Annotated in this window: 12 protein-coding genes; 8 read left to right on the forward strand and 4 right to left on the reverse strand. The window is 64.7% G+C overall.

Going from position 1 to position 13,556, the window contains the following annotated elements; all coding sequences use genetic code 11:
* Positions 1-58: 58 nt before the first annotated feature.
* A complete protein-coding gene (locus tag GWG67_RS26570; protein WP_275172326.1) occupies positions 59-1,342 on the forward strand; it encodes a glycerate kinase in 1,284 nt (427 codons plus the stop codon).
* 220 nt (positions 1,343-1,562) lie between these two features.
* Positions 1,563-3,659, forward strand: coding sequence for a bifunctional diguanylate cyclase/phosphodiesterase (locus GWG67_RS26575; protein WP_275172327.1), 2,097 nt, complete (start codon positions 1,563-1,565; stop codon positions 3,657-3,659).
* A 54-nt stretch (positions 3,660-3,713) separates the two neighbouring features.
* Here the strand turns inward: GWG67_RS26575 and GWG67_RS26580 are convergent, their stop codons facing one another.
* Complete coding sequence (locus tag GWG67_RS26580; protein ID WP_275172328.1) at positions 3,714-4,223, reverse strand: MarR family winged helix-turn-helix transcriptional regulator; 510 nt, start codon at positions 4,221-4,223, stop codon at positions 3,714-3,716.
* 175 nt (positions 4,224-4,398) lie between these two features.
* Here GWG67_RS26580 and GWG67_RS26585 point away from each other — a divergent pair, with 175 nt between their 5' ends.
* Genes GWG67_RS26585 through GWG67_RS26595 form a run of 3 tightly spaced genes read left to right on the forward strand, consistent with a single transcriptional unit; the run spans position 4,399 to position 7,944 of the window.
* Positions 4,399-5,439 (forward strand): branched-chain amino acid ABC transporter permease, encoded by a 1,041-nt coding sequence (locus GWG67_RS26585; protein ID WP_275172329.1) that lies wholly within the window; start codon positions 4,399-4,401, stop codon positions 5,437-5,439.
* Between the two features lie 7 nt (positions 5,440-5,446).
* Positions 5,447-7,216 carry an ATP-binding cassette domain-containing protein gene (locus tag GWG67_RS26590; RefSeq protein WP_275172330.1) on the forward strand — a complete coding sequence of 590 codons (1,770 nt, stop codon included), beginning with the start codon at positions 5,447-5,449 and terminating at the stop codon, positions 7,214-7,216.
* The gene (locus GWG67_RS26595) at positions 7,213-7,944 is read left to right on the forward strand and encodes an ABC transporter ATP-binding protein (RefSeq protein WP_027570159.1); all 732 of its coding nucleotides are present in this window, start codon (positions 7,213-7,215) and stop codon (positions 7,942-7,944) included. Before GWG67_RS26590 ends, GWG67_RS26595 begins: the two co-directional genes overlap by 4 nt.
* 212 nt (positions 7,945-8,156) lie before the next feature.
* Here the strand turns inward: GWG67_RS26595 and GWG67_RS26600 are convergent, their stop codons facing one another.
* Positions 8,157-8,780: a pyridoxamine 5'-phosphate oxidase family protein gene (locus tag GWG67_RS26600; protein WP_275172331.1), complete on the reverse strand. Its 624-nt coding sequence runs from the start codon at positions 8,778-8,780 to the stop codon at positions 8,157-8,159.
* A gap of 120 nt (positions 8,781-8,900) precedes the next feature.
* Here GWG67_RS26600 and GWG67_RS26605 point away from each other — a divergent pair, with 120 nt between their 5' ends.
* Entirely contained in the window at positions 8,901-9,785 is an 885-nt protein-coding gene (locus tag GWG67_RS26605) for a LysR family transcriptional regulator (protein ID WP_275172332.1), read from the forward strand.
* Positions 9,786-9,870: 85 nt separating this feature from the next.
* Here GWG67_RS26605 and GWG67_RS26610 read toward each other — a convergent pair whose 3' ends face one another.
* Together GWG67_RS26610 and pobA are read right to left on the reverse strand one after the other, a co-directional pair.
* Entirely contained in the window at positions 9,871-10,290 is a 420-nt protein-coding gene (locus GWG67_RS26610; RefSeq protein ID WP_275172333.1) for a PaaI family thioesterase, read from the reverse strand.
* Between the two features lie 220 nt (positions 10,291-10,510).
* The gene (gene pobA, locus GWG67_RS26615) at positions 10,511-11,680 is read right to left on the reverse strand and encodes a 4-hydroxybenzoate 3-monooxygenase (RefSeq protein ID WP_275172334.1); all 1,170 of its coding nucleotides are present in this window, start codon (positions 11,678-11,680) and stop codon (positions 10,511-10,513) included.
* 214 nt (positions 11,681-11,894) lie between these two features.
* On the opposite strand from pobA, the gene GWG67_RS26620 reads away from it, so the two are divergent.
* Positions 11,895-12,911 (forward strand): TRAP transporter substrate-binding protein, encoded by a 1,017-nt coding sequence (locus GWG67_RS26620; RefSeq protein ID WP_275172369.1) that lies wholly within the window; start codon positions 11,895-11,897, stop codon positions 12,909-12,911.
* A gap of 133 nt (positions 12,912-13,044) precedes the next feature.
* Entirely contained in the window at positions 13,045-13,554 is a 510-nt protein-coding gene (locus GWG67_RS26625; protein WP_195800841.1) for a TRAP transporter small permease, read from the forward strand.
* The last annotated feature ends 2 nt before the right edge of the window (positions 13,555-13,556 follow it).

Consider the following 13,556-nt stretch of genomic DNA (forward strand, 5'->3'; position numbering starts at 1 on the left):
AGGCAGGTGAGCGGCGCGTTTGCCGCCAGTCTTTTCTGTCCGCTCAAGGCCTTTCGTCATGACCGACCGACGCCCCCTGCTCCGCGCGCTCTACGACGCCGCCGTCGCCGCCGCTCATCCGAGCACGATTCTGGCGCCGCACCTGCGGCCCGCACCAAGGGGACGCGTGATCTGCCTCGCCGCCGGCAAGGGCGCGGCCGCGATGGCCGCCGCCGCCGAGCGGCATTACCTCGACACGCTCGGGCTCGCACCGGAACGCCTCGTCGGCATCGCCACCACGCGTCACGGCTACGGCCTACCGACCCGCCGCATCCGCGTGGTCGAGGCCGGTCATCCCGTGCCTGACGAAGCCGGCCTGAAGGGCGCAGCCGACACGCTCGCGCTCGCCGCCGAGGCCGGGCCGGACGATTTGCTCCTGGTGCTGCTCACCGGCGGCGGCTCGGCGAACTGGATCGCGCCCGTCGACGGCATCAGCTTCGCGCAGAAGCAGGCGGTCAACAAGGCGCTGCTCCGCTCCGGCGCGCCGATCGGCGAGATGAATGTCGTGCGCAAGCACCTGTCGCGGATCAAGGGCGGCCGGCTGGCGCGCGCAGGCAGAAATGCTGCCGAGATCGTGACGCTTGCGATCTCCGACGTGCCGCATGACGACCCCTCCGCGATCGCCTCCGGTCCGACCGTGCCCGATCCGACCACGCTCAATGATGCGCGCGCCATCGTCGCCAAATACAAGCTCGACATCGACGATGCCGTGCGCCGCGCGCTGGACGACCCCGCCAACGAGAGCTGCAAGCCCGGTGACGCAGCGTTCGCTCGCGCGCATTTCGAATTGATCGCGCGTCCGAAGCAATCGCTCGACGCTGCGGTGAAACTCGCGCATGAAGCCGGTTACGAGACAATCGATCTCGGCGCCGACCTCGAAGGCGAGGCCCGCGACGTTGCCGCCGATCACGCCAGGCTGGCGCTTCAGGCCCGCGCGCAGGGCAAGCGCGTCGCGATCCTCTCCGGCGGCGAGCTCACGGTCACCGTGCGCGGCAATGGCCGCGGCGGCCCGAACCAGGAATACGCGCTGGCGCTCGCGGGCCTCTTGAAGGACACGCCTGACATCTCCGCGCTCGCCGGCGACACCGACGGCGCCGATGGCGGCGCCGGAAATCCCACCGACCCCGCCGGCGCGCTGATCGACGCGGCGACGTTCGCGAAGATGACGGCGCAGGGACTGCAGCCGCAGGCCTATCTCGACAACAACGACGCGACCACATTCTTCGAGGCGACGGGCGACCTGTTGCTGCCGGGTCCCACGCTGACCAACGTGAACGACATCCGGGTAATCCTGGTCGACTGACACCGCGGCATCGTCGTCCGGCCGGCTCAGCGCGCCGTTCGGCGGGACGGCATGGTTAACGATCTCTGAGTTCTCGTCGGCGCCTCTTTTCCAGGAGCCGCCATCGCCGCTTTTAACCTCGCGTTCGCTGCAGTTTCAGGAATGCGCCCTGAAATTGGGCGAATCATTGGGCTCATTCACCACCGCCTGCTCTAATCGCGTCGTCCCGGGGGCAACGCGCATGGCGCAGAGTGATCAGGAGGTCGCAAGCATTGATCCGCTCGTGCTCGGCGAGCTGCTCAAGTGCGCCGCCAATAATCTGTGGCTCGGGATCATTCTCTTTGGCAGCGACCGCAGGGTCATTTTCTGCAATCCGCGCTACCGCGAGATGTACGCGCTCTCGCCCGAGCAGGTGCACCCGGGCACACCGATCAAGGACCTGATCCAGCATCGGCTCAAACTGGGCCTGAACATCCGCGGAGAAGCCGGCGCCTATGTCCGCGCCCGCACCGAGCGTTCGGTCGTCAGCGAGCAGACGGTCCAGCAGTTCGCCGACGGACGAATCATCGCCTACACCATCCATCCCCTGCCCGACGGCGGCGGCATGGCGACGCACGAGGACATTACAGAGCGCGAAGAGCTCAGTGCGCGGCTACAGGAACGCAATTTTCAGTTCGACATTGCGATCAACAACATGTCGCAGGGACTTTGCTTCTTCAGCGCCGACCATCGGCTGCTGGTCTGCAACACGCACTATATCGAAATGTACGGCCTGCCGCCCGACCGCGTTCGTCCGGGCACGCCGCTCCAGGAGATCCTCGACATGCGCTTCGAAGCCGGCAGCGTGCCGGCCATGACGCGGGAGGAATATGCTAGATGGCGGACCGATGTTGCCACATCAGCCGAGGCCATGGACAGCGTCGTCGAGATGCGGAACGGGCGAACCTTCAAGATCAGGCATCGACCGATGCCCGATCTCGGATGGGTCGCGACCCACGAAGACATCACCGAGCAGTGCAAGGCGGAATTGAAGATCGCGCATATGGCGCACCACGACGCGCTGACGGACCTCGCCAATCGCGCCCTGCTCGGTCAGCGCCTCAAGCAGGCGCTCGAACAGGGTGGGATGTTCGCGATCCACCACATCGATCTCGACAAGTTCAAGGCCGTCAACGACACCCTGGGCCATCAGGCCGGCGACATCCTGCTGCAGGATGCCAGCCGCCGCCTCAAGCAGCTCGCGCGCGACAGCGATACGATCGCGCGCATGGGTGGCGATGAATTCGTGATCCTCCAGACCCCGATTTCCAATTCGAGCGAAGCGGACGCGCTGGCGCGTGATGTTGTCAGCACGCTGAGTGCTCCGTTCGGGCTCGACGGACACCAGACCATTGCGGGCGCGAGCATCGGGATCGCCATTGCGCCCGGCGACGGCTCGACGCCCGAACAACTCCTGCACAATGCCGATCTGGCCCTGTATCGCGCAAAAAGCGGCGGCCGCGGCATGCACTGCTTCTTCGAACCGGCCATGGGCGAAGAGGCGCAAAGCCGTCGCGCGCTGGAGCAGGACCTGCGCAACGGCCTTGCCGCCGGCGAGTTCGAGCTGCACTACCAGCCGGTCGTGAAGACCGACGGCGGCGAGATCAGCGGCTTCGAAGCCTTGATCCGTTGGCGACATCCACGGCGCGGACTGGTCGCGCCGAACAGCTTTATCCCGCTTGCGGAAGAGATCGGCCTGATCGTGCCGATCGGCGAATGGGTGATCCGGCAGGCCTGTGCCACTGCAAGCCGGTGGCCGGACCATCTGCACGTCGCCGTCAATATCTCGGCGGTGCAATTCCGTCAGCCGGGCCTGACGGAGGTGATCGTCGGCGCGCTGGCGGCCTCCGCCCTCGATCCGCGGCGGCTGGAGATCGAGATCACGGAAAGCGTTCTGCTGCAGGACAGGCATGGGACGCTGACGACGCTGCACCAGCTCCGCGCACTGGGCATCAAGGTCGCCATGGACGATTTCGGCACCGGCTATTCGTCACTGACCTATCTGCAATGCTTTCCCTTCGACAAGATCAAGATCGATCGGTCTTTCGTCAGCGGCGTGGAAAACAATGCGGCATCCCTCAGCATCGTGCGAGCGGTGGCGGCGCTGGCGCGCGGAATGGGCATGACGACGACGGCGGAGGGCGTGGAGACCGAGGAGCAAAGGGACCGGATCGCAGCGGAGGGCTGCACCGAAATGCAGGGCTATCTGTTCAGCCCTCCCTTGCCCGCCGTGGAAATCGAGCGCCGCTTCCTGTCCGCGGACGCACCTGCCATGCCCGACCGGTTCGCTGCAGCCTAACCGCCGCCAGCCCGCCCGCGGGTTCGATGCTCCGTCGCCGGCGCAACGAATCCCTCAAAACTCGTTGGCGATCTTCGAAAGCATTCCGAGCAGGGCTTCGCGGTTGGACGGCCCGAGCAGCTCGTTCAGCCGGGCCTCGTGCTTGGTGGCGACGAGCTTCTTGGCACGGGCCAGCACGGCCTTGCCCTTATCGGTCAGCACCAGGATGTGCGAGCGGCGGTCGTTGGTGGAGCGGATCCGCGCGCAAAGATCGCGGCTCTCGAGATTGTCGAGCATGGCCACGAAGTTCGGACGCAGGATGCCTAGGGTGGAGGCGATCTCGGTCTGGTTACGGCCCGGGTTTTTCTCGACCAGCAGCAGCACGGAGAACTGCGCCGGCGTGAGCTGGAGCGAGGCCATGCAGCGCAGGAAATTCTCGAACACCTTGAGCTGTGCCCGCTTCAGGACATAGCCGAGCTGCTCCGAGAGCTCGCCGAGCTGGAGGGCTTCGCCGGGCCCTTCGGCCGCGTCCTTGCGGCCCTTGGCTGTGTCGGCGGATTTTTCAGCGGTTTTGGAAACGGTCATCGCCTCATGCTCGCAATCCCGTTAAGTTCGGGAGGATCGTTCGCCACCCTTGATGTTATATTTGATAATTGTTATGGACCATATCAAATATCGTCAGCGCTGTTCAATGGCTGTGAGCGGACCGTCCACCACAATCAGGGGACCGGTCCTGAATCTTTGAGGGGGGCGTCCGGTCTTGAATACCACCATCATGCTGTTCCTGCTGCAGGACGGCATCACCAATGGCGCGATCTATGCGCTGCTCGGCCTGGCGCTGGTGCTGGTGTTCGCCGTCACCCGCGTCATCCTCATTCCCCAAGGCGAATTCGTCACCTATGGCGCGCTGACCTATGCCTCGCTGGCCGCGGGCCAGATGCCGGGCACGGCAAAACTCGCGCTCGCCCTGGGCATCGGCGCCTTCGCCTTCGACCTGTTCGCGGCGCGCAAGGCGCTGCACGGGCGCCTGATCCTGCGCAGCACCGTCACCAATATCGTGCTGCCGGCCATCGTGCTGGCGCTGACCGTCTACTTTGCCGCTCAGAAGCCGCCGGTTGCGGTCTGCATCGCGCTGTCGCTGGTGATCCTGGCGATGATCGGCCTGTTTCTCTACCGCATCGCATTCCAACCGCTGGCGCACACCTCGGTGTTGGTGTTGCTGATCGCCTCGGTGGGCGTCCACCTCGCGCTTCAGGGTTTGGGCCTTTTGTTCTTCGGCGCCGAAGGCCAGCGCGGACCTGCCGTGCTGTCGGGATCTTTCACCGCCGGCGCGCTGCGCTTCACCGGCCAGAGCATCACGGTCTATGGCATTACCATCGCCTTCATCGTCGGGCTGTGGCTGTTCTTCGGGCTCACGCTCTACGGCAAGGCGCTACGCGCGACCGCCGTGAACCGGCTGGGTGCCCGGCTCGTCGGGATCCGCACGACGCTGTCCGGACAGATCGCCTTCCTGCTGGCGTCCGTCATCGGTGCACTGTCGGGCATCATGATCGTGCCGATCACGACGCTGTATTACGACTCGGGCTTCCTGATCGGCCTGAAGGGCTTTGTCGCCGCCATCATCGGCGGACTTGTCAGCTACCCCCTCACCGCCGTCGCGGCGCTGGTCGTCGGCATCGTCGAGGCGTTCTCGTCCTTCTATGCCTCCAACTACAAGGAGGTGATCGTTTTCATGCTCTTGATTCCCGTGCTGCTGCTGCGCTCGCTCGCGGCGCCTGCGGTCGAGGAAGAAAAGGACTGACGCCAAGATGCAGAGCCGGCTCCCCATCCTCATCTTCGCGCTGATCATGGCGGCGATCCCGTTTGTTCCGGGCATGCCCCCGTTCTGGATCGTTCTGCTCGACAATATCGGCCTCGCGGCCCTCGTCGCGATGGGCCTCGTGCTGCTGACCGGCGTCGGCGGCCTGACCTCGTTTGGACAGGCGGCCTTCGTCGGCTTCGGCGCCTACACCACCGCGGTGCTGTCGACGACCTACGGCATGTCGCCCTGGCTGACGCTGCCGCTGTCGCTGGTGGTCAGCGGATTGTTGGCGGTGCTGCTCGGCCTCGTCACCGTCCGTCTCTCCGGCCACTATCTGCCGCTCGGCACGCTCGCCTGGGGACTCGGCTTGTTCTATCTCTTCAGCAAGCTGGAATTTTTGGGAAGAAACGACGGCATCTCGGCGATCCCGCCGCTGTCGATCGGCTCGTTCAAGATGCTCTCGCCCGGCTCGATCTACTACGCGATCTGGGTTGCCGTGATCCTCTCGGCGCTGCTCACGATGAACCTGCTGGACTCCCGCACCGGCCGCGCCATCCGCGCGCTCCGGCGCGGCCATATCGCGGCCGAGGCGTTCGGCGTGCACACGCCGCGGGCGAAAATGCTGGTGTTCATCCACGCCGCCGTGCTCGCCGGTCTCTCCGGCTGGCTCTACGCCCATCTTCAACGCGCGGTGAACCCGACGCCGTTCGGCGCGCAGGCCGGCATCGAATATCTCTTCATCGCCGTGGTCGGCGGCGCCGGGTATGTCTGGGGCGGCGTCCTGGGCGCGGCGCTCGTCGTGGTCCTGAAGGAAGTGCTGCAGAGCTATCTGCCGCTGATCCTGCCCGGCTCCGGCCAGGTCGAAACCATCGTGTTCGGCATCATGCTGGTGGCGCTGCTCCAGCTCGCACCCGGCGGCGTCTGGCCCTGGCTGATGTCGTTCCTGCCTCAGCGTACCAGTGGCAAAAAGCCGGACACCTCGCTGAAACTGGAGCAGCGCACCCGCTCACCCGGCCAATCCAGCGTCCTGCTCCAGGTCGAGAAGGCGCGGAAGCAATTCGGCGGCGTGGTCGCGGTGAACAACGTCTCCTTCGACGTTCAGGCCCGCGAGATCGTCGCGTTGATCGGCCCCAACGGCGCCGGCAAGAGCACCACCTTCAACCTGATCACCGGCGTACTGTCGGCCAGCTCGGGCTCGATCTCCGTGCTCGGCAACAAGGTCGACAGGGCGCCGCCGCAGGAGATCGTCAAGCTCGGCATCTCCCGCACCTTCCAGCACGTCAAGCTGGTGCCTGATATGACCGTGCTGGAGAACGTCGCGATCGGCGCCCATCTGCGCGGCCATTCGGGGCCGATCTCCTCGATGCTGCGGCTCGACCGCGCCGACGAGGCAAAGCTGCTCGCCGAAGCCGCCCGCCAGATCGAGCGGGTCGGACTTGGCGAGCAGATGCATCAGCTCGCAGGCTCGCTGTCGCTGGGACAGCAACGGATCGTCGAGATCGCCCGTGCGTTGTGCGTCGATCCGATGCTGCTGCTGCTCGACGAGCCGGCGGCCGGCCTGCGCCACATGGAAAAGCAGCAGCTCGCGACGCTGCTGCGGGAGCTGCGCGACGGCGGCATGAGCGTCCTGCTGGTCGAGCACGACATGGGCTTCGTCATGAACCTCGCCGACCGCATCGTGGTGCTCGATTTCGGCACCAAGATCGCGGAAGGAACGCCGGCCACGATCAAGACCAATCCCGAAGTGATCAAGGCCTATCTCGGAGTGGCGGCATGAGCGCACTGTTGTCCGTCGCCGACGCCCATGTCGCCTATGGCAAGGTCGAGGCCGTGCGCTCAGTCTCGCTCGAAGTCGGCCAAAACCAGATCGTCACCATCGTCGGCGCCAACGGCGCCGGCAAGACCACGCTGCTCTCCGCCATCATTGGCATCTTGCCGCTTAAGGGGCGCGTTTCATTCGCAGGTCAGGATCTGTCGCGGCTCGACATCGAGGACCGCGTCGCCATGGGGCTTGGCCTCGTTCCCGAGCATCGCGAATTGTTCGTGACCATGAATGTCGAGGACAATCTCGAGCTGGGGGCCTTCCGCATCGAGAGAAGCAAGGCGAAAGCCTCGATGGAGCGGGTCTACACGCTGTTTCCACGGCTCAAGGAGCGGCGCAAGCAGCTCGCCGGCACGCTCTCCGGCGGCGAGCAGCAGATGCTCGCGATGGGCCGCGCACTGATGGGTGAGCCAAAGCTCCTGATGCTGGACGAGCCGAGCCTCGGCCTCGCCCCGATCATCGTCGCCGACATTTTCCGCATCGTCACCGAACTGCGCGCTGCCGGCGTCTCCGTGCTGCTGGTCGAACAGAACGCCCAGGCCGCGCTCAAAATCGCAGATCAGGCCTATGTCATGGAGCTCGGCGAGTTCGTGCTCAGCGGCAAAGCCAGCGACATCGCGGCGAACGAGCGCGTCGCCGCCAGCTATCTCGGCTTCCAGCACGAAGGCGCGAGTGTGTTGTAGGTTCGCAGCGACCGCCTCTTCCCTTCTCCCCTTGCGGGAGAAGGTGGCGCGAAGCGCCGGATGAGGGGTTCTCTCCGCGAATGACGACGTGGGGCCATCACCTGCGGAAGGACCCCCCTCACCCGTCTCGTCGCTCCGCGACGAGCCACCCTCTCCCGCAAGAGAAGAGGGTACACCGCGCAAGCCGCTCTAGCCTTCGTTGGCAGATAAGCTCAACTCGCGGCCTTCTCCCCCTTCATCGCCGCCACCTCCGCCTCCAGCTCCGCAATCCTCGCATCCCTTGCCGCCAGCGCCGCTGCCACATCCGTCGCGTCGAACTTCTGCGGGATGTGCTGCGGGCAGTTCGTGTCCCACGCTTCGATCTTGAACAGGATCACCTGCTCCGGCCGGGCACGATAGCCTTTCGGCATCAGCGATGCCGTCAGCGCCTCGTCGTCCTCGACCACGCGCGCCTCGCCCCAGATCTTCACCCGGCGGCGATGGGCGTAGTCCATCACGAAGATGTAGGCCTTGGGATTTTCGGACAGGTTTCCCTGGGTGATGTATTGCCGATTGCCGGCGTAGTCCGTGAAAGCCAGCGTCTGCTTGTCCAGCACCTTCAAAAAGCCCTTCGGGCCGCCGCGATGCTGGATGTAGGGCTGGCCATTGGCCGAGGCGGTGGCAAGATAAAAGCTGTTGGCGTCGGCCAGGAACGCCGCGAGGTTTTCATCGACCTCGGTGCGCCAGCCGCGCTGCTCGGCATGGGCATAGCCTTCGCGTGATCCTTTTCGGGTCTGGATCGACTTCACCGCCGGCGTGAATGCCACGTCGCTGGCATAGGTGTGAGTTGCCGTCATCGGACCATCTCCTGAAATCCCAGCGCATCCCTGCGTCTTCGCGATCTAAAATGGACCTCCCGGCGACTAAAACAATCAGGCCGCTTGACACTTCATCATTGCGGCATATGCAATAATGCCATGGACCGCCTTGAAGCCATGCATGTTTTCGTCACCGTCGCCGACCTGCGCGGCTTCGCGCCGGCGGCACGAAAGCTGCGGCTGTCGCCCTCCGCGGTGACGCGGCTGATCGCAGCGCTGGAGGAGCATCTCGGCGCGCGGCTGTTGCAGCGGACCACCCGACAAGTGACCCTGACCGACGTCGGCACGCGCTATCTGGAGCGCGCGCGTCGGATCCTGGCCGATGTCGAGGAGGCCGACGGCTCGGCACGGGAGGAGCGCAACCGGCCGAGCGGGCGGCTGGTGGTGTCGGCCCCGGTCGGCTTCGGCCGGCTCCATGTCGGACCTGTCATGATCGCCTACCTCAAGCGCTATCCCGAGGTCGCCTGCGAATTGCGGCTGTCGGACAACCTCGTCAATCTGGTGGAAGACGCCGTCGATGTCGCGGTGCGGATCGGCCATCTCGCCGACTCCTCCCTCGTCGCGCGCCAGGTCGGCGAGATGCGGCGGATCGTGGTGGCGACGCCAGGCTATCTGAAGCGCCATGGCGAGCCGAAGACGCCGGAGGCACTGCTCGCGCACCAGACCATCGCTTTCGGTCCATCCGCCAGCTGGCGCTTCGTGCAGGACGGCCGCGACATCGAGGTGGCGCCGAATCCACGCTTCGCCAGCAACAGCGCCGACGCCGCCCTGCAATATGCCGAGGCCGGCGGCGGCGTGACCCGGGTGCTGGCCTATCAGGCCGCCGAGGTCTTGCGGCGCGGGCGGCTCAGAATCGTGTTGGCGAAATACGAGCAGCCGGCGCTGCCGATTCACATCGTCTACCCGACCTCGCGCCTGCTCTCCGCCAAGGTGCGCGCCTTCGTCGATCTCGTGGTGGAGACCGCGGAGTGGAGGTTTGGGTGACAACTGTCATTCCGGGGCGGTCCGCAGGACCGAACCCGGAATCTCGAGATTCCGGGTTCTCGCTTCGCGAGCCCCGGAATGACAACTATCCTTTCTTCGGCACGACGCGAAAGGTGCCGCTGGCGCGCGCGATCACGGCGTCGTCGGCCTTCGCGAGGCACTGCGCGAAACAGATCGTGCTGCCGGTCTTGATCGCCTCACCCTCGACCGCGAGCCATTGGCCGATCTCGCCGGCGCCGACATAGTCGACCGACAGCGAGATCGTGACCAACGAGGTCGCCCAGCCCGTCGCCTGCGCGCAGCTGTAACCCATGGCGGCATCGGCCAACGCGGCGATCAGGCCGCCATGGATCAGCCCGCGTGCATTGGTGTGCGGCTTTGCCAGCCGCAATCCCACGGTGACGCCGTTGTCGGTCTTCCTGGAGTAAAGCGGCTCCCAGGGGTCGGTGAGTGGGGCCTTGCGAAAATGCGGCTCGAAGCCGGCGGGAATGTCGGTGCTGGTCATGTCTGTCTCGCGTTGGTGGCTGCCGCCATTGAACGCGAGGGACGTGACGGTTGCATCACCTACAAAGTTTTAAACGGAATTTGCGCGGGTGTTTGAAATGGTCTCCCCCCTGTCATTGCGAGGAGCGTAGCGACGAAGCAATCCAGTCTCCCACTGCGGAGGGATTCTGGATTGCTTCGCTACGCTCGCAATGACGGGGGTATGCGGTACGGGCCGCGCCCTAAAACGGCAGCCCCACATAGTTCTCCGACAGCGATGTCATCGCTGCCTGCGACTGCGTGACGTAGTCGAGTTCGGCGAGCTGGATGCGCGCGCCGATCGTGCCGGTGTCGGGGAATTTGTGCAGCATCGAGGTCATCCACCAGGAGAAGCGCACGGCTTTCCAGACCCGCGCCAATGCCTTCGCCGAATAGGCGTCGATGCCGGCGCTGGATTTTTCGTCGTAGAACTCGCGGAATGCGCTCGACAGATAATGCGCGTCGCTGGCCGCCAGGTTCAGCCCCTTGGCGCCGGTCGGCGGCACGATATGGGCGGCGTCGCCGCACAGGAACATTTTGCCGAAGCGCATCGGCTCGGCGACGAAGCTGCGCAAGGGCGCAATGCTCTTCTCGATCGAGGGGCCCGTGATCAGGCTGTCGGCGGCGTCCTGGTCGAGCCGGCGCCTGAGCTCGTCCCAGAAACGGTCGTCCGGCCATTGGTCGACATGGTCGTCCAGCGCGCACTGCACATAGTACCGGCTGCGTTTGGTCGAACGCATGGTGCAGAGCGCAAAGCCGCGGGCGTGGTTGGAATAGATCAGCTCATGGCTGACCGGCGGCGTATCCGAGAGGATGCCGAGCCAGCCGAACGGGTAGATGCGCTCGAACTCCTCGATCGCCGAAGCCGGAACGCTGGCGCGGCTGATGCCGTGAAAGCCGTCGCAGCCGGCGATGAAATCGCAATCGATGGTGTGGGTGACGCCATCCTTCACGTAGGTTACGCGCGGGTGACTGCCGTCGAAATCATGCGGCTGCACGTCCCTGGCCTCGTAGACCGAGGTGAGGCCGGCGGCGTTGCGCGCATTCATCAGATCCAGCGTGACCTCGGTCTGGCCGTAGATCATGACCGTCTTGCCGGTCGCAGCCTTCATGTCGATGCGGTGCCGGCGCCCCGAGAAGGCGAGCTCGATCCCTTCATGCACCAGCCCTTCGGCATGCGCCCGCGCGCCGGCGCCGATTTGGTCGAGCAGCGCAACGGTTCCCTCCTCCAGCAGCCCGGCACGGATGCGGCCGAGCACATAATCGGGGCTCTGCCGCTCCAGAATGACATTGTCGATGCCGTAACGGTGCAGCAGTTGCCCAAGCAACAATCCAGCCGGCCCTGCCCCGATGATTGCGACTTTTGTCCGCAATACTTGCTCCTCCCGATCCTGTAGGCTTTCGTCGCGGCTCGCTTGTCGCAGCCGTCCGCGCACGATAATTATATCATATAACGGTTGGGCAAAAGGGAGTGCGCGGCGGCACGTCGCGCCAGTTCCGGCTTGAACGCGCCGGCCAATTAGATAACATGTTAATTAACGAGACCGGGCCATCGAAGCCCGCCGTCAAAAGAGGGAGAGACGCGTGATGAGGAAAGCCTGTCTGGCGTTGCTGCTGGCAGCAAGCGTGAGCCCTGCGTTCGCGCAGGACAAGACCTTCGATTTGAAGATCTCCCACTGGGTGCCGGCCTCGCATCCGCTGCAGAAATCGCTCGAGGACTGGGCCGCCGCGGTCGAGAAGGATTCCGGCGGCACCATCAAGGGCAAGGTGTTTCCGGCCCAGCAGATGGGCAAGGCGTTCGATCATTACGACATGGCGCGCGACGGCATCGCCGACGTCACCTATGTCAATCCCGGCTACCAGCCCGGCCGCTTCCCGATCATCGGCGCCGGCGAGCTGCCGTTCCTGATCTCGGATGCCAAGGGCGGCTCGATGGGGCTGGACGCCTGGTATCGCAAATACGCCGAGAAGGAGATGAAGGACGTCAAATACTGCCTCGCCTTCGTCCACTCGCCCTCCTCCTTCCATTCCAAGACCAAGAAGATCGTGATGCCGGAGGACGTGAAGGGCCTGAAGATCCGCCCCGCTCACGCCACCATGGCGAATTTCGTCACCTCGCTCGGCGGCACCAATGTGCAGTCCTCCGCGCCCGAAGTGCGCGACATCATCGAGCGCGGCGTCGCCGACGGCGTCACCTTCCCCTGGGGATCGCTGGTGCTGTTCGGCATCGACAAGGTGACCAAGTACGACATGGAGGCGCCGCTCTACACCACGACGTTCGTGTTCGTGATGAACAAGGACAAGTACAATGCGATGTCCGACAAGCAGAAGGCCGCGATCGACAAGAATTGCACGGTCGAGATGGCAGGCGTCGTCGGCGAGCACTGGGGCAAGTTCGAGGATGCCGGCATCGACAAGGTCAAGGCGGAGACCAGCCACGAGGTCTACAAGCTGACGCCTGAGCAGACCGCCGCCTGGAAGAAGGCCGCCGAGCCGCTGGTGAAGACCTGGAGTGACGGCGCGAAGAAGACCGGCGCGGATCCGGACGCGGCGCTTAGCGAGCTGAAGGCCTCGCTGAAGAAGTACAACGCGCTGGCGGAGTAGCTCTTCGTCGAAACACATGCGGCGGCGGGATGCATCTCGCCGCCGTTGTTCTGCAAGCGGGTCGAGACGCGAGGAACGCATTGCGCGTACTCTCCCTCTCCCGCCCGAGGATGGCATCTCTTAGGAAGCTCCCATGAAGCGCGCCTGGATGGATCGCATTATCGATTCGATCGAATGGATTGCCGCGGCTTTCGTCGGCATCGTCGCGCTCGACATCTTCCTGTCGGTGCTGCTGCGCAACACGCTGAACTATGCGATTCCGGATAGCTTCGACATCGGCCGCATGCTGCTCGGCATCCTTATCTTCTGGGGTATCGCCGCAACCTCCTATCGTGGCACCCACATCACGGTCGACCTGGTCTGGGGCAATGTCGGGCCGCGCTACCAGCGCTGGATCGACGTGTTCGCGACTCTGGTGCTGCTGTTCGTCGTGACCGTCCAGACCTGGACGCTGTTCGACAAGGTCCGCGGCACTTACAACGACAACGTCCAGACCTTCGACATGCACATGCCGACCTGGCCTTTCTTCGCGATCGCATGGATCGGCGACGTCTCCGCCGTGCTGCTGATCGCGATCCGCACCTACCGGTTGATCTTCCATCCCGAAGAGATGCACGACCCCAAGCTGAAGGCGACGGAGTAATC

This window comes from Bradyrhizobium sp. CSS354, from assembly GCF_029051725.1.
Taxonomy (GTDB): domain Bacteria; phylum Pseudomonadota; class Alphaproteobacteria; order Rhizobiales; family Xanthobacteraceae; genus Bradyrhizobium.

Bases quoted from the DNA above. Each gene is read 5' to 3' on its own strand.
- GWG67_RS26590 (WP_275172330.1), top strand. From the start codon at position 5,447: ATGCAGAGCCGGCTCCCCATCCTCATCTTCGCGCTGATCATGGCGGCG.
- GWG67_RS26605 (WP_275172332.1), top strand. From the start codon at position 8,901: ATGGACCGCCTTGAAGCCATGCATGTTTTCGTCACCGTCGCCGACCTG.
- GWG67_RS26595 (WP_027570159.1), top strand. From the start codon at position 7,213: ATGAGCGCACTGTTGTCCGTCGCCGACGCCCATGTCGCCTATGGCAAG.
- GWG67_RS26600 (WP_275172331.1), bottom strand. From the start codon at position 8,780: ATGACGGCAACTCACACCTATGCCAGCGACGTGGCATTCACGCCGGCG.
- GWG67_RS26625 (WP_195800841.1), top strand. From the start codon at position 13,045: ATGAAGCGCGCCTGGATGGATCGCATTATCGATTCGATCGAATGGATT.
- GWG67_RS26575 (WP_275172327.1), top strand. From the start codon at position 1,563: ATGGCGCAGAGTGATCAGGAGGTCGCAAGCATTGATCCGCTCGTGCTC.
- GWG67_RS26580 (WP_275172328.1), bottom strand. From the start codon at position 4,223: ATGACCGTTTCCAAAACCGCTGAAAAATCCGCCGACACAGCCAAGGGC.
- GWG67_RS26620 (WP_275172369.1), top strand. From the start codon at position 11,895: ATGAGGAAAGCCTGTCTGGCGTTGCTGCTGGCAGCAAGCGTGAGCCCT.
- GWG67_RS26610 (WP_275172333.1), bottom strand. From the start codon at position 10,290: ATGACCAGCACCGACATTCCCGCCGGCTTCGAGCCGCATTTTCGCAAG.
- GWG67_RS26570 (WP_275172326.1), top strand. From the start codon at position 59: ATGACCGACCGACGCCCCCTGCTCCGCGCGCTCTACGACGCCGCCGTC.